Source organism: Bdellovibrio sp. ArHS (assembly GCF_000786105.1).
Classification (GTDB): Bacteria; Bdellovibrionota; Bdellovibrionia; order Bdellovibrionales; family Bdellovibrionaceae; genus Bdellovibrio.
In genome coordinates this window covers 82,615-104,441 of record NZ_JTEV01000021.1, presented here as the reverse complement: position 1 = coordinate 104,441, position 21,827 = coordinate 82,615, and the positions used below count along the sequence as shown (strand labels likewise).

Sequence of the window (21,827 nt, the reverse complement as noted above, 5' to 3'; positions counted from 1 at the left end):
CCGAGCACAGAAAGAGGTATATTGAAAAATATGCATATCCTTCAAGGCGTTAAACAGTTGAACTCCCCCCTAGAGGCCTCCGTAATCACTATAGGGAACTTTGATGGGGTTCATTTAGGTCACCAACAGCTGATAGAAAATGTGGTTCGCGAAGCTCAATATTTTGGCGTGCCATCGGTGGTGTACACCTTCCACCCACACCCTGTAAAAGTTCTGCGTCCCGAGCGGGCGACGTACCGCCTTTTTGATTTGCAGGATCAGCAGGAGCAGTTTCAAAAACGCAGTGTTGAATACGTGATTATTGAAGAGTTTACGAAGGACTTTGCGAAGGTTTCTCCGCAAGAGTTTTTGGAAAAATACATCGTGGCCAATCTTCACCCTAAAACTTTGGTGGTCGGCCATGATTTTTCATTCGGTGCCGATCGTGCCGGAAATATTCCCTTCCTGGAAAAATTCTGCGCGGAAAAGGGCATTCGACTGATAATCATTCCGCCATTTCAATATCAGGGCGCCGTGGTCTCTTCGACCCGCATCCGGGAAAAACTGAAGAGCGGCGAAGTCGAAAAAGCCAACGAACTTTTGGGCCGAACTTACTATGTTCGCGGGCATGTGGAAAAAGGATTTCAGCGTGGACGCACTATTGGCGTTCCTACAGCCAATATTCATCCCGATGTCGAGTTCATTCCACGGCAAGGCGTGTATTGCACGCTCACAAAGATCGGCAATCATCTTCATCCCTCCGTCACTAATATCGGTGTCAATCCCACATTTCACGAAAGTGGCAAAGGACCCATAAAAATTGAAACTCATCTTTTTGATTTCGATGCCCATCTTTACGGGACAGAGGTCGAGGTTTATCTTCTGCATTTCATTCGCGATGAGATGAAGTTCTCAGGAATTGAAGAATTAAAGGCCCAGATTCAAAAAGACATGGCCGAAACGCGCAGGTATTTCGATGAGCACCCTGAAGTTCGTTGATGTGCGTCCCGAGGGGCTCAGTTCTATGGCGAAGTATCTGGAGTTTTTCTCCAGGAAGAAATCCTTGAGCTGGATCGTTGAACATCATGCAGTCTTTTCTTTCGAGATCATGCAAGGAGCCTCTGCCGTTAAAATCGCCCCGGCACTCTCTGAAGAGATTTTGTCCCAATTGCGGGTTTTACCAACTCAGGTCAGAACCTCACAGGTTTTGGATTCTTTTTTTCCTGAGGAAGGCGGTTGGTATCCACGACTTCTTTTGCACGAGTCGATCCGTACGGTTCTAGTTCAGGAAGCGCGGGATTTGGATATTCGGGCGCCGGCCTTTGTTGTTGGCGAGGGCAAAGAGTCTCGTGTTGCCGCGGGTGTTCTGGCTGAAATGGGGATTTCGGAAATCTATCTGGTGGGAGATCCTGGCGTCTTAGAACCGCAAAGACAGATTTTATCCCGACAGCAATTGGGCATTCGATTTCATATTCTGAATCCCGAAGATCTGACATTGCAGGCGGTCAGCGCGGGGATCGTGATCAACACCATGGATCTTCGCGATAACAAAAGTCTGCTCACGGATCTTTCCTATTTCAATTTTATGAAGCGCGCCGGTTATGCTTTGGATTTAAATCTTTTTCCCGTTGAGAATCTTTTATTGGAAGAGGCGGAAAGAGCGGACTTAAAAGTCCTTCATCCAGTTTTGGTGGCCGAGGCTTACACGCGTTTGTGGTTTCAACGAATTGGTTTCGGCGATGATATTTCAAATGAGGAAATTCGTGGGATCTGGAATGAGTTTTTGAAAGAAAACTCTTCCTCGGTCTAGTTACAAAAAATGGCACCCTGTATTAAAGTAAGTCTAGTGACAGGAGCCATATGTCTTCACTCAAAATCGGTGAAATCTTAGTTAAGCAGGGTCTGCTGCGTGCGGACCAGTTATCTCTTGCGATCGAAGAGCAAAAAAAATCAGGACATAAGCTGACGGCGGCCATCATTCAGTTGGGATTCCTTAAGGAAAATCAAATCCTTCGTGCTTTGGAAAAACATTTTGCCGTTCCCGGTGTTGAAGTAAATACCTTTGAAATCGACCAGTCCGTCATTGGTCTTATTCCGAAAGATGTGTGCGAAAAGAACACGCTGATTCCCTTGCAGAAAGCGGGAACAACGCTGGTTGTGGCGTTTGCGGACCCTAGCAATATCATTGTTAAAGAAGATTTGCGTTTTATCACGCGTTGTCGCATCCAGGCGGTTGTCGGAACTGAAAGTGCGATCGCTTCCGGCATTGAAAAATACTATGGCGGCAGTATTAGTACGAAATCTTTGAACGTCATCGGATCTGAATCTTTCGATGAAGAGTTCAGCATCAATAATCCCACCGCCGAAGTCATTGATCAGGATGGGGTCATGGATGATGCCCCCATTGTTAAATTCGTAAACTCTATTTTGACAGATGCCATTCGTAAAAGGGTGTCGGATATTCACTTTGAGCCTTACGAAAAAAAATACCGTGTGCGTTTCCGCATCGACGGAACCTTGCAGGAAGCAACGGCTCCTCCCGCCGGAACCGGCGCCGCTATCGCATCTCGTATTAAGATCATGTCTAAGTTGGATATTGCAGAAAAGCGCCGTCCTCAGGATGGTCGTCTGAAAGTGCGCACCTCCAAGGGGAAAGAGATGGACTTCCGTGTGAGCGTCCTGCCAACTCTTTGGGGTGAAAAAGTTGTTTTGCGTCTTTTGGATAAATCCAATTTGCAGTTGGATATGACAAAGCTTGGTTTTGAAGAGGACGATTTAAAACTGTTTAAGTCGCAGATCAATCTTCCTCAAGGCATGGTGTTGATCACGGGTCCGACGGGCTCTGGTAAAACAAATACGATTTATTCAGCTCTGTCTGAATTGAATCAGCCTGATGTGAATATTTCCACGGCCGAAGATCCGGTCGAATTCAACTTGGAAGGGATCAATCAGGTTCAGATGAATCCGGATATTGATCTGACTTTTGCCAGTGCTCTGAAATCTTTTTTGCGTCAGGACCCCGATATCGTTCTGGTGGGGGAGATTCGTGATCTTGAAACCGCCGAGATCGCTTTCAAAGCGGCCTCGACCGGTCACTTGGTCGTCAGCACTCTGCATACGAACGACGCCCCTTCGACGGTGATTCGTCTGACGGAAATGGGTGTTGCACCTTACATCATCACTTCGACGGTGAACTTGATTGTAGCGCAACGTCTTGTTGGTAAAATTTGTGAATCTTGTAAGGCGCCAGTTGAAGTTCCGGCGCAGACACTTTTGAATCTCGGCGTGCCGCAAGCCGAAGTCGGGGATTACAAAATCTTCCGCGGAAAAGGTTGTGCAAACTGTAATAACACAGGGATCAAAGGTCGTACGGCGATCTTTGAACTTATGCACATGACGGAAAAGATGAAAGAGGCGATCTTAAAAGGCGCCTCAACAGGACAGCTTCGTTACCTGGCGCGCGAGCAGGGAATGAGAACCTTAAGACGAAGTGCCTTGTTAAAGCTCAAGCGCGGGTTCACAACAATTGAAGAAGTACTCAATGCATCAGTGAAGGACACATAATGAGTTTCACGGAACTTCTTTTGCAGGCAAAAGCGAAAAAGGCTGAAGAGTTTTTATTTGTCGTCGGCAGCGAGCCGCGGGTTCGACTGTCTTCCGGCTGGACGAGCTTGCGATCTTCGCCGGCCCTGATCACTGAATGGAATCTTTTGCAGCAAAGTCTGCTTTCCAGTCAGCAAAAAGCCATTCTTGAAACCACGGGAGTGGTGCAAGGGGAAGCTTCTTTCGAAAGCGTGCGCATCGGTTTTTCTTTCTTTCAGCAAGACACGACCATGAAGGCCGTTTTAGATATGGACCTTGATGGTGGACGTCAAGAGATCGCTTTGCCGCCGTCTTTGCTGGAAAGCTGCGCCCGCATGAAAGGCTTGGTTCTTCTTTCAGGTCCTGGAGAGTCGGGGCAAGTCTGGGCTCTACATAAAATTTTACAAAAACTCAGCGAAGAAAAGTCTTTCGTGGGCGTGGTCTTTTCGCGCAAAGCCTTCCCGCAAGTCAAAGAGGCCAAAGCCTGTTATCTCTATCACAGCGGTGAATTTAGAAAGCCGGAAGAGCGCGAAAGCCTTATGGCGGGTGTGGACATGGTGGTCTTTGAAGGATTCGCCGATGATGAATCATTGCTTGAGGCTCTCGCTTTGGCAGAACGCGGAATGTTCGTGATCTACTCGATGAAAGCGCCCTCATTGACCAATGCTCTTCGTCGTTCTTTGGCCGTATTAGGAGAAAAATACGGCGAACACGGTGCCCCTCGTTTATCTGAAATCTTAAGTCTTGCCGCCGGACAATATGCGGTCAGCGGTCTTGCCGGTGACAAAGTTTTTGCACATGAAGTTCTGCTTTTAAAACCGCAGGTTCGTCATCTTCTTGAGACCGAGGACATCAAGGGCCTGGAGTCTTTGCTGAACCATGCACAGGAAAACTCCGGCATTCTCACACTCAATCAGTCTTTGCTTCAGCATCTCATCCGCCGACGTGTGGACCTTAAAACAGCATTTGAAGTTTCTCGAGACCCTGACAATCTCGATCAGCTTTTGAAGAAGGTAGGTATCTAAGATGGCGAAATTCCAATATCAGGCAAAAAACACCTCGGGACAGGTTGTTCAAGGTGAAATTGAAGCGGCCAATCAACAGGAAGCTATCATTCGCTTGCGCGCGCAGCAGTTATTACCCGTAAGAGTTGTGCAGTTTGGCGGCGCTCGTCCTGCTGCCGGAAAAAATTCCAGCATTTTCGCCGCGCGTGTGAAGGGCAAGGATCTTCAGATCTTTACTCGTCAGTTTGCCACTTTGATCAATGCGGGTATCCCCGTTGTAGACTCTTTGAAGATTCTTTCAGAGGGCTTGCGCCCGGGACTTTTGAAGGAAGCCTCGGCCCAAGTAAAGACCTCCATCGAAGGCGGTCGTCGTTTGGCGGACTCGATGGCTCAGGTGCCTAATGTCTTTGATAAACTTTATGTGAACATGATTCAGGCCGGAGAAGAGGCGGGTATTCTTGATAGCATTCTTCAGCGTTTGGCCAGTTACATGGAAAAATCAGAAAAGCTGAAAGCCCAGGTCAAAGGGGCCTTGGTGTATCCGATGGTTATCATTGTCGTTGCGATGATCGTGATCGCGGGTATCTTGGTCTTCATCATTCCAAAGTTTATGGAATTCTTTGCCTCTTCAGGAAAAGAACCGCCTGCCTTGACGCAAATGGTGGTCAGCCTAAGTAACTCGATGATCAATAACTGGTACGTGTATCTTGTCTTCCTTGTTGTGGGGCCCTTTGTGTTTATGCAGTGGATTCGTACCGACGCAGGAAAGGACACCTTTGATCGTTTTGTGATGAAAGCCCCTGTCTTCGGCGAAGTTGTGCAAAAATCGGCAATCGCTCGTTTGACCAGAACACTTTCGACGCTTCTTTCTTCTGGTGTGGGTTTGATTGAGGCGATCGATATTTCATCAAAAACAGCAGGCAACATCGTCATTGAACAGTCATTGTTGCGCTGTAAAGAGTCCGTCACTCAAGGTCGCACCTTTGCCGCTCCTCTGGGGAAAGAAAAAGCTTTTCCGGAAATGGTCGTACAGATGATTTCCATTGGTGAACAATCCGGAACTTTGGACATTATGTTGGGTAAGATCGCTGACTTCTACGAAGATGAAGTCGAAACTGCAGTGAAGGCCATGACTTCTTTGTTAGAGCCACTTTTGATGGTGGTTCTGGGCGGTATCATTGCTGTTCTTGTCGTGGCGATGTATCTTCCGATCTTCAATATGGCGGACGTGGTTCAGTAGAATGCGCTTAAGTTTTGCTTTGCAGAACAATAAGGAACAGGGACTGTGGGTGGAATTTGGCCGCCTCAGTCTTTTTGTTCTTATACTTCTGATCAGTGTGATCTCCAGTATCGTGCAGGAAGGATTTGTGAACTGGTCCATTCTGGGGCCGTTCTATTCCATTCTGACTGTCGCGCTGGGTCTGCATATAATTTGGTTTTCATTCTGGGATCGCTTGCTGCAACGACCCCTCTTGCTATTTTTAGGCTTTGTTTGCGACTCGTTACTTATTTCTTTGCTGATCTATCACTCGGGAATTAGTCAGTCTCTTTTCATGTTCTTACACCTGGTAAATATTCTTTTGGCCGGAATTGCTTGTCGGGGAGTTGGCGCTGTGACGCTCGCTCTTTTTACCAGCATCTTTTTTTCGGGAGCGGCGTTGTTCTCTCCGGAAATGAAAGCTTTGAACTTCTTTTTCCTTCTGGCTCTGAATAACATCGCGTTCTTTTCGGTGGCGGGACTTTCCGGCTATTTGAGCGAGCAATTGCAAAGTGTCGGTAGTGAGCTCACGAAGACCGGGCAAAGTTTACGATCCGCGCAAGAGCTGAACGAAGTTCTGATTGAAAACATCCCGACCGGAATGGTTTCATTCACGGAAAATGGCGACATTGTAAAGGCGAATTCTTCCGCTGCTCAGATTCTGGGACTTGCCGACGTGGCGACGACAAACTTCTATCAGCTTTTTCCAGAGTTGGATAAGGCGCAGGCGCAAATCAAAAAAGACGTGAAGTACGCCGCTGGCTTGGACTTGCCGCCTAAAATACTTGGGTTGACGGTGTCGCGGATTTACAGCCCTGAGCTGCAAGCGCATCTGTCCATCGCTCTTTTTGATGACTTAACAAAAATTCGCCAACTGGAATACAATGCCCGCCAAAATGAAAAACTGGCGGCCGTGGGCGGATTGGCGGCAGGGATCGCGCACGAGATTCGCAATCCTTTGGCGGGAATCAGTGGAAGTATCGAAATGCTGACACAGACGGTGACAAATGACGATGATCGCAAGCTGATGAAAATCGTCTTGCGTGAAATTGATCGTCTCAACAACCTCATCACCGAATTTTTGGACTACGCCAGACCCGAAACTCCGCCAACAGATCCTGTGGATCTGTCTTTCTTGTTAACCGAGGTTTTGGATTCGATGCGCACCAACAATCAAGTGCGGGCGGATGTTGAACAAATCCGTGAATATGATGGCGGCCTCACGATTCTGGGACGTCGAGATAAATTGAAACAGGCTTTTCTGAATATCATTATTAATTCTTACCAAGCGATGAATGAAAGTTCTCAGCCCAAAATTTCAGTTCGGGCCCTGGCAAAAGGCAATGAAGTGGAAGTGCGGATTCGCGATGCCGGCTGCGGGATGAGTGAAGCGACGAAGAAGAAAATGTTTGAACCTTTCCATACGACGAAGCCGAAGGGCACAGGCCTAGGTCTAGCTGTGACTCATAAGATTTTGGAAGGGCATGGAGCACAAGTCTTTGTCGAGAGTGAAGTGGGCGTAGGTACTGAGTTTATTTTGACTTTTCCCAAAGCAAACTGAGAGAATAACTAGAACACAGGACGTGGGAGCGTATAATGAAGTCGAGAATTCTTGTTGTCGATGACGAAGAATCCATTCGCGAGTTTTTAGAGATCATGCTGAAGAAAGAAGGCTATGAAGTGACTTTGGCTGAGGATGGCCAAAAAGCGAAAGACCTTCTGACCAAAAAAACTTTCGATATGATCATTTCGGATTTACAGATGCCGCATGTGACGGGCATCGAGCTTTTGAAGCACGTCAAAGAATCCTATCCTGATACGGTTTTCATGTTGATCACAGCTTTCGGCACGACAGAAACCGCTGTGGAAGCGATGAAAATGGGTGCTTACGATTATCTGACGAAGCCGTTTAAGATTGATGAAGTTCGTTTGAACATTCAGAACGCCTTGCGCTCTCGCAACTTAGAAGTTGAAAACAGATCACTAAAAAAAGAATTGGTTAAAGAGTATTCTTTCCAAAACATGGTTGGTAATTCACAGGCCATGCACGCGATTTTTGATATGGTGAAGCGTGTATCGCAAACACCAACAAACGTTTTGATCACCGGGGAATCGGGAACCGGTAAAGAGGTGGTGGCTAAGGCCATTCACTACAACGGTCCATTGAAAGATCGTCCCTTCGTGACCGTCAACTGCGGTGCGATTCCTGAAAATCTGATGGAATCCGAGATGTTTGGTCATAAAAAAGGTTCGTTCACAGGGGCGGTGTCTGACAAAGCCGGTCTTTTTGAAGTCGCGGACTCAGGAACTTTGTTTCTAGACGAAGTCGGGGAATTGCCTTTGACGATTCAGGTAAAACTTCTTCGTGCGATCCAGGAGCGTGTCATCCGCCGCGTGGGCGCGACCGACGATATGAAAGTCGACGTGCGTATTATCGCTGCGACCAACAGAAACCTTGAAGAGATGGTGCAAAAGGGAACTTTCCGTCAAGATTTGTTCTATCGTTTGAACGTGATCAATATTAAGACTCCGGGTCTTCGTGATCGTCGTGATGATATTCCCTTGCTCGCAAATCACTTCCTTAAAAAGTACAACGAGCGTTTGGGAAAAAACATTGGCGCGATCAGCTCGGAAGCCATGGAAATTCTCAAAAAGTACGACTATCCAGGAAACGTGCGAGAACTTGAGAATTTGATCGAACGCACCGTCGCTTTGGAAGGCGGCGCCACGATTCTTCCTGAATCTTTACCACCAATGGTAAACACCTCTTCAGGACGCAAGATGGCTTCTTCCAACGAAATCGAAATCGGTGATGATGGTGTCGATCTTGATAAGGTGATGGGGCAAATTGAAAAAGAGCTTTTGGTTAAAGCCATTCATGCCGCAGGCGGCGTGAAGAAAAGAGCTGCCAAGCTTCTTCATATTTCCTTCCGATCCATGCGATATCGCATAGAAAAGTATAATCTGGGCGTTGTCGGTGATGACGAACTGGATGATGAATAGAAGTTAAAGTGAATATTAAAAAAGGGGAGCGAAACAGCTCCCCTTTTTTTTAAGATAGCTGAGCGCGAATAAAAGAATTTGATTGTCTGTGCAGCGAGTTCTGACCTAGGGCGAGGCGCGGTCCTTTTCTCTTGAGGCTGTTAGTCTGCGATGTTCTTCTTAGAGCTGTTTGGAGGTCTCAATGTCTAATGAAAATAAAAAAGTCGTCAATTTGCTCAATGAAATTATCGAAATGGAAATTTCCGGCGTTGTTCGCTATCTTCACTATGCCTTGATGATTAAAGGCCCGAATCGCATTCCTATCGTGAAGTGGTTTCATGAACAGGCTAATGAAGGCTATCAACATGCTTCGACTATCGGTGAAAAGATCACCGCTTTGGGCGGCCATCCGTCATTGAAAGTCAGCCCTGTGCCGGAAACGAAAACGCACAAAGTTTTGGACATTCTCAAAGAGAGTTTGGATTTCGAACAAAAAGCCTTGGCCAAGTATAAAGAAGTCTTAAAACATTGTGCCGATGATGTGGCTTTAGAGGAACTGATTCGCAGCATGATTCGCCTTGAAACAGAACACATCGAAGAAGTCGTCAAAATGTTGGATACCAACATCTAAAAACACAAAAGCTTTTTTGAAAAGAAGATGGAGGAGGCCACTCGCTCCATCTTTTTTTGCTCTTAGGCTAGATACTCTTCCATCATCATTTCAAACTTCTGTTGATTCGGTCTGAGGTTATCAACCCCCATTTCGCTTAAAGGTCGGGCGGGGCTGTGCAGCTTTTCTGGTAAAGTGGGGCCTTCCGGTTGGCTATAGAAAAGGCCCGTCAGGATTTCGCCTTTTCTATAAGATTCGCGAATCGCGGCGATCGCCTGCAAGGGGTCGGCAAAGGGCGCGGTTTCTGCCATCGGCACTTCGTGAGCCTTCAGGTAAGGATAACTTTTGGTCGACTCATTGTGATTGTTGAAGGTGATGCAAGGAGAGAGTACATCAATCAGGGCTGTCCCCGGATGTTCAAAAGCTTTTTGCAAGACCTTCGCAAACTGTGCGGGATTACCCACGAAACTTCGCGCGACAAAGCCACATCCTAATTCCAGACTGAGCGTGCAAAGATCCAAGGTGTCGTGAAGAAAGATCTCACCAGTTTTTCGAGGGGAATGGGGATCGGCCGTGGGTGAAAATTGTCCCTTGGTTAATCCATAAACACCATTGTTCGCCACGATATAAACCATGGGGACGTTTCTCTTGATCAGGTGAATGAAGCCCCCGATTCCGATGCTGGCGGTGTCGCCATCGCCACTGATACCCAGAATTTTTAGCTGAGGATTGGCGAGCTTCGCTCCCGTGGCCACAGGCGCCATACGACCGTGCATTGAGTTGAAGGCGAAAGACTGAGACATAAAATAGGCCGGCAGTTTCGATGAACAGCCGATGCCCGAGATTTTTGCAACGTCAAACGGGTGAATACCCAGTTGAAAACAGGCATTAGATATTTGCGTCGAAATCAGATCATGCCCACAACCAGTGCAAAGAGTGGAAGGACTGCCTTTGTAGTCATTTTTAGTGAGCGGCGTGGTTTGCATGATTAAAATCCTTTAGTAGTTTTTCAGCAGTAACAGGGAGTCCGTCGTGATATCGCAGAGACACAAGCTTCGTAGCCAGGTGAGGAAACTCCGAGGCCAAAAGCTGATACATTTGCCCATCACGATTTTGATCAAGGACATAGACTTTTTTATTCTCTTCAAGAAATTTCTGAACTTCTGCGGTGAAGGGAAGAGCACGCAGTCGACAAGAGTTTAACGAAGTCGCTGGGGTCAGTAACGCCTTCATTTCTGCAACAACGGCATCCAAGGCGCCGTAGTATAAAATCCCCTCTTGCGCAGAGTCTGGGGCTTTCTCGATAAGAGGCGCAGGTACTAAAGACTTTGCCGTCTCCCATTTTTTCAACAGCCGTTCTGTCACTTGTGTGTAGGCGATGGGGTTTTCAGTATATTGAGCGGATTCATTGTGGCCTGAGCCTCGAGTGAAGTAGGCTGCTTTGGCATGTTTTGCTCCAGGCAATGTACGATAGGGGATGCCATCTCCTTCGCAATCTTTGTAGCGATCGAAAGAAGCTCCTTTTTCTAATTCTGCCACCGTCAAAATCTTGCCGCGATCAAAAGGCTTTTCCGGGTAAGACCATTTGTTTTCAACCCACAGATTCATTCCTAAATCCAAATCGCTAAGAACAATGACCAAAGTTTGCAGGCGCTCTGCCAAATCAAAACAGGCTTGGCCGAACTCAAAACAATCTGACAAAGTTCCCGGCAAAAGACAGACATGCTTGGTATCGCCGTGGGAAAGGAAGTGGGCGAAAGTGATATCCCCTTGCGCTGTTCGGGTCGGAAGACCCGTTGACGGTCCTGCTCGTTGCACATCCCAAATCACCGAAGGAATTTCGGCGTAATAAGCGTAGCCCGCAGCTTCGGCCATAAGGCTCAGCCCCGGTCCTGACGTCGCGGTTAAAGCTCGTGCGCCGGCCCACCCCGCGCCCAACACCATACAGATGGCAGAAAGTTCGTCTTCACTTTGTACAATGACGTGGGCTGAAGAACCCTCACTGCTCTGCGGACGATATTTTTTGGCCAGGCTTTGATAGGTTTCAACCACCGAGGTTGAAGGAGTAATGGGATACCAGCTTAAAAAAGAACACCCCCCATACAGCAACCCCATGGCCGAAGCGGTGTTGCCATCCATCAGGACCTGAGTTTGCAGCGCAGGACCGGCTGCGACTTTAAACTGGCGAGGCGAGTCCGAGTAGGTATTATTAAAATATTCGCGACCCTTCAGCGCCGCGGTTGTATTCAGGCGCAAAGCATTTTCATTCTTGCTGAAATGCTTTTCTAAAGTCTGAAGTAAAATCTGTTCGGGAATATCCAGATAGGCTGAAACAGCTCCGACATAAAGCATATTACTGACGGGTTTGCGATACTTGATCGCGACATCCATCTCATCCAGAATTTTTTTATACGGAATTGCGAACGCTGATGAGGGGAGCGTGACATTATCTAAAGGCGTTTCCTGATCATAAAATAAAATACCATGGTCTGACATTTCTCGCAGATCCTGCGCCAAGGTCTTCGCATTGTAATTGATCAGGATATCGCAATTTTCTTTCGCTCCGGTGAAGCCATGTTGATTCACGCGAATGGCAAACCAGGTGGGCATCCCCTGAATGTTTGAGGGAAAGAAATTCTTCGATCCCACGGGAATATTCATTTTGAAAAAACACCTCATCAAAACTTGATTCGCAGTTTGACTTCCGGTTCCGTTGATCGTGGCAATTTTTATTGTGAAATCATTGACGAGACTCATAAGCACCTCGTGGCCAGATTAAAAGAGATTGATCTTTTCGCACAACTATTTCTGTCTCCACCCTGGGAATATTAAATGTTTCTTGAGCAGAAAGAAAACGGTGATATAAGAAATGAAACGAGGTTATCAAGATGAAGAAATTTGAGTCTCCCAATTTTTTAAACACAGATTCTCTTTTTACTGAAGATGAGTTGATGGTCCGAAACCTTATACGGGACTTCGTGACTCGCGAAATTCTGCCATCTATCGGCGAACAATATGACAAAGGTCATTTCCCCACTGAAATTATTCCACGTTTAGGAGAGTTGGGGACTTTGGGAGCGACAATTCAAGGTCATGGCTGTGCGGGCATTAACTACACTTCTTATGGCCTGATCATGCAGGAATTAGAGCGAGGAGACAGTGGGCTACGCAGCTTCGTCAGCGTTCAAGGCGCACTGTGCATGCATCCAATTGATGCGTTTGGAACGGAAGAGCATAAAAAGAAATACCTGCCGAAGATGGCCAAGGGTGAATTGGTGGGCTGCTTCGGTTTGACTGAACCTGATTTCGGTTCCAATCCTGGGGGAATGATTACACGGGCCCGCAAAGACGGTAATAGCTACATCTTGAACGGGTCAAAAATGTGGATCACCAACGGTGGTTTCGCAGGAGTTGCGATTGTTTGGGCGAAGGACGATGAAGGCGAAATTCGCGGCTTTATCGTTGATCGCGACTTACCGGGGTTTACGGTCAGGAATATTGAAAAGAAGTTTTCTCTGAAAGCTTCTGTTACTTCCGAATTGATTTTTGAAGATTGTCGGGTTCCAGCGTCGCAGATGCTCAACGTGAAGGGACTTAAAGGACCGTTCTCATGTTTGAATCATGCCCGCTTCGGAATTTCCTGGGGCGTTTTGGGTGCGGCCATGGCTTGTTACGACGAAGCTTTGAATTACGCGCAGACCCGTATTCAGTTTGATAAGCCTATCGCCAGCTTCCAGTTGATTCAGGCAAAATTGGTTCACATGCTGACCGAGATCACCAAAGGACAACTATTAGCTTTGCAGGTGGGACGTTTGAAAGATAAGGGCGAGGCGCAACCGGTTCATATTTCCATGGCAAAAATGAACAATGTCTCTAAAGCATTAGAGATCGCTCGTATGGCGCGAGATATTTTAGGCGCCAGCGGTATCACTTACGAATATCAGACGGGTCGTCATATGTTGAACTTGGAAAGTGTTAATACGTACGAAGGAACAGAAGACATCCATCGTTTGATTATTGGTCAGCATATCACAGGCATTCCCGCATTCCGCTAAAGCCGGGCTTCGCAAGTCCATGCTTTCTTAATAAGTGTCTGGAGGTCTTTTAGAAAGCCCCAGACACTCTGTGTTTCATACGTGCCTTCTTACTTGCAGCTCAAAGCGGTGATGAATGAATCCGCGTAAGAGTAAAGCAGGTCCTCTTCCCCAATATACTCAGGTCGCCCCATCATCATTCCCACGGCCAGTTCCCGGGGCAGATAGCGCAGACTGATAAAGTCTGGAAGGTTTTTTCCTTCAATCAAAACGATGTTCTTTTGTTTTCCGAAAATTTTCAATTTTCCTTCTTTTGGATTACTGAGGTCCGAATAGCGCTGTAGCGCCTTATCCTCAAGAGTCACTTGGATATCTTTGCCGACTTGTTCAAACTTCAGAATGTGCGTGCTGGTAACCGCTTGGCAGCTTTTGACGGGAAGAGCTGTAGCCTTCGCGGTGACGGACGCCAAAACAATCGCGCTGACGGCGATAACATATTTCATAAAACCTCCGGTGTGCCAGAAGTTCTAACAGAGAAGTGCCGAGCGTTTTTAATTAACATCTTGTCATGACGACCTAGTAACTGACAGAAATGTTTCCTCAGTGCCCGCAAATGAAAAAGACGCCGCAGTCGCGACGTCCTCTCAAGATAATTTCAAGCTTCTTAAAGGGTTGTGAAAACAGCATCAAAATTCGTAAAGACCGCAACAGTACCGTCTTCATAGGTGACGGTCGCACTGCTGCTGTAGGGACGATTTTTTTTCCCACGCACGACGGCGGTTAGACGGCCCTCTTCATTTTCCAAAGTCAATTGTTCCGCCGTGTAAAGAGGATTGATGCCTCCGTTGATGCGTTCCCGCTGAATAATTTCATAGACCTGGACACCATGCGAGGAAGCAAGCGAGACATAAGCCGTCGCGAAGCCCACTCTTTTTCCGAAACAGAAAGTTTGAATTTCGTTGTATCCGCAGACAGAAGGAACGAAAGTCCCCACAGGTTTTAACTCTGCCATCGCCGTAGAACAGAACAACGCGCCCCAAAGGATCAGTGCTTTCATGTGTATCTCCTAAGAATGATTTTCTATATTTATATGTTGATGTGTCTGAGCTAAAACCATGCCGCCTCATAAGCGACTTATGAGTGGAGAGTCTCATCCACAGGAAAAAACTATCTTAGGCAGTTCCAAAAAGGATACAACGTCTTCTTGGAGGATTGCAGGAGTTTAACCGACTAGGTGCAACCTCGAATGAGAAAAAGCACAATAAGAACGGGAATAGGAATGCCAATTGCCCAAAGAAGAATCCAACCAATTTTTCCTGACTGATTCTTAAGATCCATAATCGCCCCTTCCATATGGCAGTCGGCGGCAATTATCCTCGGAAATGCGCAAAGAATGCCGCCACTTCTTTACAGAGCAATTTACAAGCCATGTAGACCAGTAGGACGGCAAAAATGATGAATTACAGATTTCGCTGTAAGGGGGACTGCAGAACAGGCCAGGTGCTTTTGAAAACCGCCGGGCGCCCTTTGAAAACTAGGACGCCGAAAGTTCCATAGTGAGTCAGGCGCGAAGCCCACTCTTCAGGATTATTCTCTTTGCTCCAGCGCACCCATACCACTGGTTGTTGCGGATTTGATTTCAGGCGCATGACTAAAACGGTGCTGGTTTCCTGAAGATTGAATTCCTGTGTGTCGATACGAAGTGTTGTGTCTGTCAGTTCGAATTTTTGCTCACTCAACTGCGTCTTCACAAATTGCGCAAACAAATCCTTATCACCGATCAGAACTAAAGCACCTTGCGGGGCCAGACTCAAGGTCTCTGTGACTTTGTTGAAGCTGTCTTGTCCGTCTGTGGCTGCGGCCCAAACACGCGCAAACTTTTCTGCTTGCGGTTGAGCTGGATCGAAATAGAAGTGCACTTCCGGGCTTCCTAGAATCGAAGAAAGTGTGGCGGGACGTTCCTCAATAAAAAGCTTTCTGAAAACATGGTAGTCAGGATCGACAGCCACTTTGACCGGACGCGAATGGCTGACCAATGAAAACACCTGGGACTTGTCAAAAAGACGTGCCAACTGACGAACTTCTTGGCCGTTTTCAAGAGTCCAGATAACCGGAATGTTCAACTCGTAAGACGGGGCATTTTGTGTCTGTGCTAGAACGTAAGTCGTGCTGTAAGAACCGTCCAGCCAGCGCATCACCTTAACGTCGGGAAGCTCGATTTGCGGGGCCCCTTCACGGTCTAACCATTGCGTGAAAAAAGTGTTCAGGTTTTGATTCGTCACCTTCTCAAAACTTTTTTGAATTTCAAAAAATGAAACGCGTTGAAAAAGATTTTCGGAATAAAAGTCCTGCAAGGCTTTTTTGAATAGGTCTTTACCGAAACGGAATTCCAGCATGTGGAAAATCATCATGGTTTTGCCATACCCCACGGCTTGCGAGCTGGAATTATGGCGACCGCGGAACTGACGGACCGGGAAGTCATTCTTAGGATTGGCGGCGACGAAGTCCGCGTAGTTGATCAGAGTGTTTAAGCGGTAGCCACGATCATTGCCGGCCAACTCTTGTTGCCAATGATCGGCCATGTAAGTAGTAAGTCCTTCGCACCAATTTCCCTTATCGTAATCCACGTAGACACTGTTGCCCCACCAGTTGTGCAGCACTTCATGGGGCAGCGACGAATTCAGCAGAAAAGGAAGACGAATCACTGTAGGACCTAACAAAGTGAAGCTGGGCATGCCGTAGCCTGTCTCCCAGAAATTCTCAACCACCGTGAAAGAAGAATATGGATAAGGAGAAATAGCTGAAGAATAGTGTTCAAGGAAACCCGGGATCAAAGAAATAAAATTTTGCGCCAAAGAGGAATCATCTTTGCGCAAGAGAACTTGGACTTTTTTTCCGTCTTTCAGTTCTTTTTCATAAAAAGAAAACGGACCGGCAACCAGATAGATTTCTTCTTGCGGATAAATTTCGACGAAGCGGGACGTGCGCGAGGAGGCATCGACTTCCATACTTGTGATCTGGCCCTGAACCAATGAGCGCCACGCCACGGGAGTTTTCACGGAAATGTCGAAACTTTTTTGTGTATCTAAAAAAGAAGGATACCAGTAAGTGCTGCCAAAAAGGGTGGCGCCTTCAGGAGCGATTAAACCGTCAGAGTTGTCGTTGACGACGGGGTCATAAATCACTCCTTGGTAGTATAAGGAAACCTTGTTGTCCTGGTTACTCAGTTGCAGACCGTACTCGGCATAAGGTTCTTCTTTAGTCGCAGGGTGAAGAAGAATCAGGCTGTCATCGGAACTCGTGACAGAAACTTGCAGATCTTTGTGTAGAACGAAACTCAGTTTGCGGGGCGTGTCTTTGGCGAAAGTCAAAGTGTCCTGGGCCTTGAGCATCTTTAGGCCCGGAATAATTTCTACCTGCATTTTATGATGAACAGGGGCCGCGTGCGATTGCAGCGTTACGAGAAGAATTAAAAGAAGACCGATCACAATCATCAGTTTGTGAAGTGCTTGCGCCTTGGACATTTTTTACCTCTGAAGCGGCGGTCTTTTTACGCCTGTCCTTCAGGCAGGTCAAAGGGATTTCAGAGGCGAGGCTCCGAGGACAGAAGGGGTGAATAAATTTTGAATTTTATTCCACTTTTCACAGGTCGGCGCCTCGATAGTGACTCTTTCACCACTCCACGGATGGGTGAATTCCAGGCGCAAAGCTCGAAGGCACAGACCCTCGATCCCCACGTCATTACGAAAGAAACGGTTGTGATGCGAATCCCCGTGAACGGCATCCCCTAAAAGAGGGTGAGATATACGGTTGAAATGACGGCGAATCTGGTGATAGCGGCCTGTGTGCGGGACCACCTCCACCCAGGAATAGCGGGCCGTGGGAAATTTTTTACCCACAGCCACCGGGAACTCGATGGTGCCTAATCGTTTATAAGTGGTTTTGGCGTCGACCAGGTCCCCGGTCGAATCTAGTTCCAAAGGGAGATCGATTTGCCCCTCGTCTTTAACGTACCCGCGCACCACCGCCTGATAGGTTTTGTGGGTGGCGCGCTCAGTAAAAAGTTTGCAAATCTGGCTTGCCGCTTGGGAAGAGAGCGCAAACAGCAAAACGCCACTGGTTGCGGCATCAAGGCGATGAACCGGGTAGACGTGTTGTTTCATCATGCGGCGAGCGTGATACAGACAGATTTTATCCCGAGAAACACGATGCTGAACGTTTTCGTGAGGATGAACATGAAATCCCGACGGTTTATTAACCGCGATAAAGTAGTCATCCTTGTAAAGCAATTCCACGAAAATCCTTAAGGTTGTCCCGCCCAAATATAATAAACGCTGCCGCCTTTAAGCTGGCTGACTACGGTGTCGATGTGTTTTTGTTCCACCGCAGGACAGCCTTCGCTGCGACCCAGGGGCTTATACTGAGGGTCGACATACCAGGCTCCATGGACGACGATGGCGCGATTCATCGCCTGATCATTGGATTTTTCTAATCCGACCAGTCGCATAGAGCGGCCATGTTTACCACTGTATTCCGCCCCGGTCACGTACATACCGAGAGACGACATCTTGGAGCCCTCAATATTGGAAAATTTTTTGGCCATGCCCGTGTGATTCGGATCGGAACCGCGGCCGTGTGAAACCAGATACCGTGTGACAAGCCCGGTTTTCATATCAATGACATACATGCGCTTTTGGCTCGAATTCTGAGTGAAATCAATCACTGTCACGTAGTTTTTATTGGCGATCTTATTATAGTAAACATCGTAATAGGTAAGGGCTTTTTCTAGCGCCACCGTCGGGATCTCTTTTTTGGGGTCGACGTAATCGTATTTGGCAAGATTGACTGTCGGTGTCTGTGCAAAGGCAGAAGAGAGAAAGAAAAAGCCCAGAAGAGTCATCCAACGTAAATTCATAGCTGCTCCATTTTCCAGAAATTCATGTGTTGAAGATCAATCGGAGTTCGCGCTGGGGACTTGACGCTGGCGTAAAGGAATTTGGACCTTCGTAGAGCCTTTGGTTTTTTCACACAAGGGGTGTCTAGAAATTGAGTTCTTCTTTTGGATCGCTCATTCTGGTTTAAAAAGAGATGCCGGGAGAGCTTTTTATGATCAGTAAGAAGGTCCTTTTTGTTTTAACCAACACCGAGCGGCTGGGCGATTCGGGGCATCACACGGGCGCCTATCTTTCGGAAATCACCCATCCATATGACGAGTTATGCCGTGCGGGGTTCGAGATTGATATGGCTAGTCCCAAGGGCGGTAAAGTGCCGCTAGATGGTGTGAAGATGGATGACCCTTTAAATGCCACGTGGATGAACGATGAAGATTTTCTGGAAAAGATAGAACACACGTTGCTGCCTGCTAATGTGAGCGCCCAAGACTATGCGGCGATTCTTTTTGTGGGTGGCCACGGAGCCATGTTCGATTTGCCGGAATGTGTTCCTTTGCAACAAATCACGGCACAGATTTTTGAAAATGAGGGCGTCGTAGCTTCTGTTTGTCATGGTGCTGCGGGGCTGGTGAATGTGCGTCTTTCTACTGGCGACTATTTGTTGAAAGGCCACGAGATGTCTGCGTTTACCAATGAAGAAGAAGAGGCCGTCGGTATGGAAAAAGTTGTCCCTTTTTTACTTGAAACAAAGTTGCAAGAACGGGGCGCGCAATTTTCTTCAGCCCCCAAGTTCACCGCACACGTGGTGAAAAGTGGACGATTGGTGAGTGGGCAAAATCCTGCTTCGGCAGCGGAAGTAGGTCAGGCTCTTGTGGAAGTGCTCGACTTTATTTCAGAGGGACGAACAGTTCCGGAAAAAAACTGGTGCGAATGGGGGCATCCATAATGACAATGACAGCGGAATCACAGGTTATCGCGCACAGTCCGCGCTTTTTGAAAGTTCTGGACATGGCTAAAAGAGTCTCGGCCAGTTCGGCCAATGTTCTTATCACCGGAGAAAGCGGTACGGGAAAAGAAATCATCGCTCGAATGATTCATGATCTCAGTCCACGGCGCAAAGAACCCTTTGTGCCGATCAACTGCTCGGCCATTCCTGAGCAGTTATTGGAAAGCGAGCTTTTCGGTTATGCCAAGGGGGCATTCACCGGAGCGGGAGGACACAAAGCCGGCCTGTTTGAAGAAGCGAATGGGGGGACATTGTTTTTGGATGAAATCGGTGATCTGGATTTGCATCTGCAAGCGAAACTCTTGCGTGTTTTGCAGGAAAAGAAAGTCAAGCGAGTGGGGGAAAACCACTACCGCCCTCTGAATATTCGAATATTGGCGGCAACTCACAACGATCTCAGCGAAGATGTGCAGCAGAAAAAATTTCGCGAAGATCTCTATTTTCGATTGAACGTCGTGCCGATCGAAGTTCCGCCTTTGCGCGAAAGAATGGATGATATTCTTCCTTTGGCGGAATACTTTTTAAAGAAATATTCTTTGCGGCACCACGCTGTCGAAAAGCACTTCGCGGCCGAGGTGCGCAGTTATCTGTTGTCTCACTCGTGGTGGGGAAATGTCCGTGAATTGGAAAACACCATAGAACGCGCGGTGGTTTTAAGCGCGGGTGCCGAAATCACCGTGAATGATTTAGATGGAAATCAGAAAAGGGCGCTCAGTCTGGAGTCTGTGTTTGAGCGCCTTTGTCAGAAAGAGGGACGACTTCTTTCTCTTGAGGAAATGGCTCGACAGTATATTGAGTACGCACTACAAGTGAATAAGGGCGCCCGGGAAAAAACCGCGAAGGATTTGGGAATAGATCGAAAAACCCTTTATCGCAAGACGCACCACCAGCAGCAACGTGCCTAATGCACGTGCGAGCGGGGTTTCTCGTGACTGGAGGTTGGTCCCTCGTTCATGCCTTCTCCGGCGTAAGCCGAGGTTTCGGAACTGCGAGCAGCTCGACGAATTTCGCGTTCTTTGACAAAATCCATGACCAAGGCGGATAAAGCTTGCTCTAGGGAACTCGGGTGACGTTGCAGTTCAGCCTCTTCTTCTTCCTGTTCATGTTTGAGTTTGCGCTTAATTTGTTGTTTGGCTTTCACCGCTCCCGGCCAGGCGCGCAGAAAGACCACGGCAAAAGCCGCAGAGGCTAAAACAATCAGGCCGACGCCCGTACTCAGCGTGGCCGACCATAGGATACTTCCGGTGCGATCCCACTGCATCGAGAGATCCAGTAAAGAGATAAACAATCCACCGGTGAAAAAGATGACGGCCGCCACACCCACTAAAATAAGAGTCACCATGCGGCGACTGCGAAAGGACACCTCATCAAAAATTTCGATGGCGGCATCCTTAAAGCCGCGGGGTCTCATGTTCAAACGACCAAAAACGAACGACAGAACTAATGCTAACCACTTCATTGCGACTCCCTGGATGATAGAGGAGGTCACAAAAACGGACCTCCTAACGGAAACTGAATTGAATTATTTGCGACGAATCAAGAGACCGGCCACCAGACCCACTGCGGCGGCACCTAGGATTGTATAGAAGGGATGAGCCTTCACAAAATCTTCGGAAGCGTCCATGGCTTCGCGGGCTTTGTCTTGAGCCATGTGATATGTATCCGTCCAGCCACTTCTTTCAAGTTCCTGCTTCACACCTTGTTTTACATTTTCTTTGATGTTGCCAAGGTTGCTTCTGAAATCGTTTGGGGTCGTTTCCATGAATCCACTCCTTTTTGTGTTGTTGGTAATCACTATTGTGAGCAAAGCACGATCAGTGCCAACTCAAAGCGATGCAGAGGGGATTTTGGATCATCCTGAGAGGTAATAATCCCTTTCCTCGCAGGGATTCTTGCCCCATTTGACTTTTAATATTCTCCGGTTGAGGATGTGGTGATGAGAAAAACCCTTGTCTTATTCGCCCATCCCTTCTCAAAGCAATCCCGTGTCAACCGCGCTATCATGGAGCAGCTTCGCGATCTAAAGAATGTTTACGTGCACGATCTTTATGAAACTTATCCTTATTTTCACATTCAGGTGCAAAAAGAGCAGGAGCTTTTGATGGCTCATGATCTTGTAGTTTGGCAACATCCTTTTTATTGGTTTTCGATGCCCCCCTTGATGAAGCTTTGGTGCGATGAAGTTTTGCGCCGGGGGTTTGCATACGGTCCAGGCGGAGACAAGCTTCATGGCAAAGATTTTTTCTTATCAATTACAACGGGGGGATGGACGGACCCCAATGCGCCCGGAAATGTCGACGAATTTTTTCCTCCTTATCGCAAGACCATCGAGTTGTGCGGAATGAAATGGCACAAACCCCTGGTTATGACCGGAACGGGAAAAGCCACCGAAGAACAAATTCTTTTGCACGCAGAAAATGTCCGCCAACGAATGGTGGACTACTGCGCGACGGGTGTCTGTAAAGACGTTTAGGAATAGG

General features: G+C 47.5%; 21 protein-coding genes. 12 read left to right on the top strand and 9 right to left on the bottom strand.

Features of this window, described 5'->3' with window-relative positions:
• Nucleotides 1-30: 30 nt before the first annotated feature.
• The 8 genes from OM95_RS12455 to OM95_RS12420 all read left to right on the top strand — a co-directional run bounded on the left by OM95_RS12455 (nucleotide 31) and on the right by OM95_RS12420 (nucleotide 9,436).
• Nucleotides 31-978 carry a bifunctional riboflavin kinase/FAD synthetase gene (locus OM95_RS12455; RefSeq protein WP_041874510.1) on the top strand — a complete coding sequence of 316 codons (948 nt, stop codon included), beginning with the start codon at nucleotides 31-33 and terminating at the stop codon, nucleotides 976-978.
• The gene (locus OM95_RS12450) at nucleotides 956-1,789 is read left to right on the top strand and encodes a hypothetical protein (protein WP_041874369.1); all 834 of its coding nucleotides are present in this window, start codon (nucleotides 956-958) and stop codon (nucleotides 1,787-1,789) included. Before OM95_RS12455 ends, OM95_RS12450 begins: the two co-directional genes overlap by 23 nt.
• A 50-nt stretch (nucleotides 1,790-1,839) precedes the next feature.
• Nucleotides 1,840-3,543 (top strand): type IV-A pilus assembly ATPase PilB, encoded by a 1,704-nt coding sequence (pilB, locus tag OM95_RS12445; protein WP_041874363.1) that lies wholly within the window; start codon nucleotides 1,840-1,842, stop codon nucleotides 3,541-3,543.
• On the top strand, nucleotides 3,543-4,586 hold the full coding sequence (locus tag OM95_RS12440) for a pilT, twitching motility protein PilT (protein ID WP_041874361.1): 1,044 nt from the start codon (nucleotides 3,543-3,545) through the stop codon (nucleotides 4,584-4,586). The genes pilB and OM95_RS12440 overlap by 1 nt, the downstream gene beginning before the upstream one ends.
• 1 nt (nucleotide 4,587) lies before the next feature.
• Complete coding sequence (locus OM95_RS12435) at nucleotides 4,588-5,805, top strand: type II secretion system F family protein (protein WP_041874358.1); 1,218 nt, start codon at nucleotides 4,588-4,590, stop codon at nucleotides 5,803-5,805.
• Nucleotide 5,806: 1 nt separating this feature from the next.
• On the top strand, nucleotides 5,807-7,384 hold the full coding sequence (locus tag OM95_RS12430; RefSeq protein WP_041874356.1) for an ATP-binding protein: 1,578 nt from the start codon (nucleotides 5,807-5,809) through the stop codon (nucleotides 7,382-7,384).
• Nucleotides 7,385-7,419: 35 nt separating this feature from the next.
• Entirely contained in the window at nucleotides 7,420-8,826 is a 1,407-nt protein-coding gene (locus tag OM95_RS12425) for a sigma-54 dependent transcriptional regulator (RefSeq protein ID WP_041874354.1), read from the top strand.
• Between the two features lie 181 nt (nucleotides 8,827-9,007).
• Nucleotides 9,008-9,436, top strand: a complete 429-nt coding sequence (locus tag OM95_RS12420) for a ferritin-like domain-containing protein (protein WP_041874352.1) — start codon at nucleotides 9,008-9,010, stop codon at nucleotides 9,434-9,436.
• 62 nt (nucleotides 9,437-9,498) lie between these two features.
• Here the strand turns inward: OM95_RS12420 and OM95_RS12415 are convergent, their stop codons facing one another.
• Complete coding sequence (locus tag OM95_RS12415; protein WP_291516285.1) at nucleotides 9,499-10,401, bottom strand: thiamine pyrophosphate-dependent enzyme; 903 nt, start codon at nucleotides 10,399-10,401, stop codon at nucleotides 9,499-9,501.
• The gene (locus OM95_RS12410; RefSeq protein WP_041874345.1) at nucleotides 10,379-12,172 is read right to left on the bottom strand and encodes a 2-oxoacid:acceptor oxidoreductase subunit alpha; all 1,794 of its coding nucleotides are present in this window, start codon (nucleotides 12,170-12,172) and stop codon (nucleotides 10,379-10,381) included. Before OM95_RS12410 ends, OM95_RS12415 begins: the two co-directional genes overlap by 23 nt.
• 131 nt (nucleotides 12,173-12,303) lie before the next feature.
• Between OM95_RS12410 and OM95_RS12405 the strand changes: the two genes are divergently transcribed.
• Nucleotides 12,304-13,470, top strand: a complete 1,167-nt coding sequence (locus OM95_RS12405) for an acyl-CoA dehydrogenase family protein (protein WP_041874342.1) — start codon at nucleotides 12,304-12,306, stop codon at nucleotides 13,468-13,470.
• Between the two features lie 89 nt (nucleotides 13,471-13,559).
• Here OM95_RS12405 and OM95_RS12400 read toward each other — a convergent pair whose 3' ends face one another.
• The 5 genes from OM95_RS12400 to OM95_RS12380 all read right to left on the bottom strand — a co-directional run bounded on the left by OM95_RS12400 (nucleotide 13,560) and on the right by OM95_RS12380 (nucleotide 18,364).
• Nucleotides 13,560-13,952 carry a hypothetical protein gene (locus OM95_RS12400; RefSeq protein ID WP_041874340.1) on the bottom strand — a complete coding sequence of 131 codons (393 nt, stop codon included), beginning with the start codon at nucleotides 13,950-13,952 and terminating at the stop codon, nucleotides 13,560-13,562.
• 161 nt (nucleotides 13,953-14,113) lie between these two features.
• Nucleotides 14,114-14,506: a hypothetical protein gene (locus tag OM95_RS12395; RefSeq protein WP_041874338.1), complete on the bottom strand. Its 393-nt coding sequence runs from the start codon at nucleotides 14,504-14,506 to the stop codon at nucleotides 14,114-14,116.
• A 403-nt stretch (nucleotides 14,507-14,909) separates the two neighbouring features.
• Nucleotides 14,910-16,973, bottom strand: a complete 2,064-nt coding sequence (locus OM95_RS12390) for a M1 family aminopeptidase (RefSeq protein WP_041874335.1) — start codon at nucleotides 16,971-16,973, stop codon at nucleotides 14,910-14,912.
• A 48-nt stretch (nucleotides 16,974-17,021) separates the two neighbouring features.
• Nucleotides 17,022-17,744, bottom strand: a complete 723-nt coding sequence (locus tag OM95_RS12385; protein ID WP_041874333.1) for a pseudouridine synthase — start codon at nucleotides 17,742-17,744, stop codon at nucleotides 17,022-17,024.
• Nucleotides 17,745-17,752: 8 nt separating this feature from the next.
• Nucleotides 17,753-18,364, bottom strand: coding sequence for a murein L,D-transpeptidase catalytic domain family protein (locus OM95_RS12380; protein WP_291516282.1), 612 nt, complete (start codon nucleotides 18,362-18,364; stop codon nucleotides 17,753-17,755).
• A 191-nt stretch (nucleotides 18,365-18,555) separates the two neighbouring features.
• Between OM95_RS12380 and OM95_RS12375 the strand changes: the two genes are divergently transcribed.
• Nucleotides 18,556-19,287, top strand: coding sequence for a type 1 glutamine amidotransferase domain-containing protein (locus OM95_RS12375; RefSeq protein WP_041874506.1), 732 nt, complete (start codon nucleotides 18,556-18,558; stop codon nucleotides 19,285-19,287).
• Nucleotides 19,287-20,252 (top strand): sigma-54 dependent transcriptional regulator, encoded by a 966-nt coding sequence (locus tag OM95_RS12370; protein ID WP_291516280.1) that lies wholly within the window; start codon nucleotides 19,287-19,289, stop codon nucleotides 20,250-20,252. Before OM95_RS12375 ends, OM95_RS12370 begins: the two co-directional genes overlap by 1 nt.
• On the opposite strand, the gene OM95_RS12365 is transcribed toward OM95_RS12370, so the two are convergent.
• Both OM95_RS12365 and OM95_RS12360 read right to left on the bottom strand, forming a co-directional pair.
• Nucleotides 20,249-20,806 (bottom strand): hypothetical protein, encoded by a 558-nt coding sequence (locus tag OM95_RS12365; RefSeq protein ID WP_041874331.1) that lies wholly within the window; start codon nucleotides 20,804-20,806, stop codon nucleotides 20,249-20,251. The genes OM95_RS12370 and OM95_RS12365 overlap by 4 nt on opposite strands.
• 63 nt (nucleotides 20,807-20,869) lie before the next feature.
• Nucleotides 20,870-21,109 carry a DUF883 family protein gene (locus OM95_RS12360; RefSeq protein WP_041874328.1) on the bottom strand — a complete coding sequence of 80 codons (240 nt, stop codon included), beginning with the start codon at nucleotides 21,107-21,109 and terminating at the stop codon, nucleotides 20,870-20,872.
• 174 nt (nucleotides 21,110-21,283) lie between these two features.
• On the opposite strand from OM95_RS12360, the gene OM95_RS12355 reads away from it, so the two are divergent.
• Nucleotides 21,284-21,820 carry an NAD(P)H-dependent oxidoreductase gene (locus OM95_RS12355; protein WP_041874326.1) on the top strand — a complete coding sequence of 179 codons (537 nt, stop codon included), beginning with the start codon at nucleotides 21,284-21,286 and terminating at the stop codon, nucleotides 21,818-21,820.
• The last annotated feature ends 7 nt before the right edge of the window (nucleotides 21,821-21,827 follow it).

What these genes read in the sequence shown, in the direction of transcription:
- OM95_RS12455 (WP_041874510.1), top strand. Translation starts at nt 31, where the DNA reads ATGCATATCCTTCAAGGCGTTAAACAGTTGAACTCCCCCCTAGAGGCC.
- OM95_RS12450 (WP_041874369.1), top strand. Translation starts at nt 956, where the DNA reads ATGAGCACCCTGAAGTTCGTTGATGTGCGTCCCGAGGGGCTCAGTTCT.
- pilB (WP_041874363.1), top strand. Translation starts at nt 1,840, where the DNA reads ATGTCTTCACTCAAAATCGGTGAAATCTTAGTTAAGCAGGGTCTGCTG.
- OM95_RS12440 (WP_041874361.1), top strand. Translation starts at nt 3,543, where the DNA reads ATGAGTTTCACGGAACTTCTTTTGCAGGCAAAAGCGAAAAAGGCTGAA.
- OM95_RS12435 (WP_041874358.1), top strand. Translation starts at nt 4,588, where the DNA reads ATGGCGAAATTCCAATATCAGGCAAAAAACACCTCGGGACAGGTTGTT.
- OM95_RS12430 (WP_041874356.1), top strand. Translation starts at nt 5,807, where the DNA reads ATGCGCTTAAGTTTTGCTTTGCAGAACAATAAGGAACAGGGACTGTGG.
- OM95_RS12425 (WP_041874354.1), top strand. Translation starts at nt 7,420, where the DNA reads ATGAAGTCGAGAATTCTTGTTGTCGATGACGAAGAATCCATTCGCGAG.
- OM95_RS12420 (WP_041874352.1), top strand. Translation starts at nt 9,008, where the DNA reads ATGTCTAATGAAAATAAAAAAGTCGTCAATTTGCTCAATGAAATTATC.
- OM95_RS12415 (WP_291516285.1), bottom strand. Translation starts at nt 10,401, where the DNA reads ATGCAAACCACGCCGCTCACTAAAAATGACTACAAAGGCAGTCCTTCC.
- OM95_RS12410 (WP_041874345.1), bottom strand. Translation starts at nt 12,172, where the DNA reads ATGAGTCTCGTCAATGATTTCACAATAAAAATTGCCACGATCAACGGA.
- OM95_RS12405 (WP_041874342.1), top strand. Translation starts at nt 12,304, where the DNA reads ATGAAGAAATTTGAGTCTCCCAATTTTTTAAACACAGATTCTCTTTTT.
- OM95_RS12400 (WP_041874340.1), bottom strand. Translation starts at nt 13,952, where the DNA reads ATGAAATATGTTATCGCCGTCAGCGCGATTGTTTTGGCGTCCGTCACC.
- OM95_RS12395 (WP_041874338.1), bottom strand. Translation starts at nt 14,506, where the DNA reads ATGAAAGCACTGATCCTTTGGGGCGCGTTGTTCTGTTCTACGGCGATG.
- OM95_RS12390 (WP_041874335.1), bottom strand. Translation starts at nt 16,973, where the DNA reads ATGTCCAAGGCGCAAGCACTTCACAAACTGATGATTGTGATCGGTCTT.
- OM95_RS12380 (WP_291516282.1), bottom strand. Translation starts at nt 18,364, where the DNA reads ATGAATTTACGTTGGATGACTCTTCTGGGCTTTTTCTTTCTCTCTTCT.
- OM95_RS12375 (WP_041874506.1), top strand. Translation starts at nt 18,556, where the DNA reads ATGATCAGTAAGAAGGTCCTTTTTGTTTTAACCAACACCGAGCGGCTG.
- OM95_RS12370 (WP_291516280.1), top strand. Translation starts at nt 19,287, where the DNA reads ATGACAATGACAGCGGAATCACAGGTTATCGCGCACAGTCCGCGCTTT.
- OM95_RS12365 (WP_041874331.1), bottom strand. Translation starts at nt 20,806, where the DNA reads ATGAAGTGGTTAGCATTAGTTCTGTCGTTCGTTTTTGGTCGTTTGAAC.
- OM95_RS12360 (WP_041874328.1), bottom strand. Translation starts at nt 21,109, where the DNA reads ATGGAAACGACCCCAAACGATTTCAGAAGCAACCTTGGCAACATCAAA.
- OM95_RS12355 (WP_041874326.1), top strand. Translation starts at nt 21,284, where the DNA reads ATGAGAAAAACCCTTGTCTTATTCGCCCATCCCTTCTCAAAGCAATCC.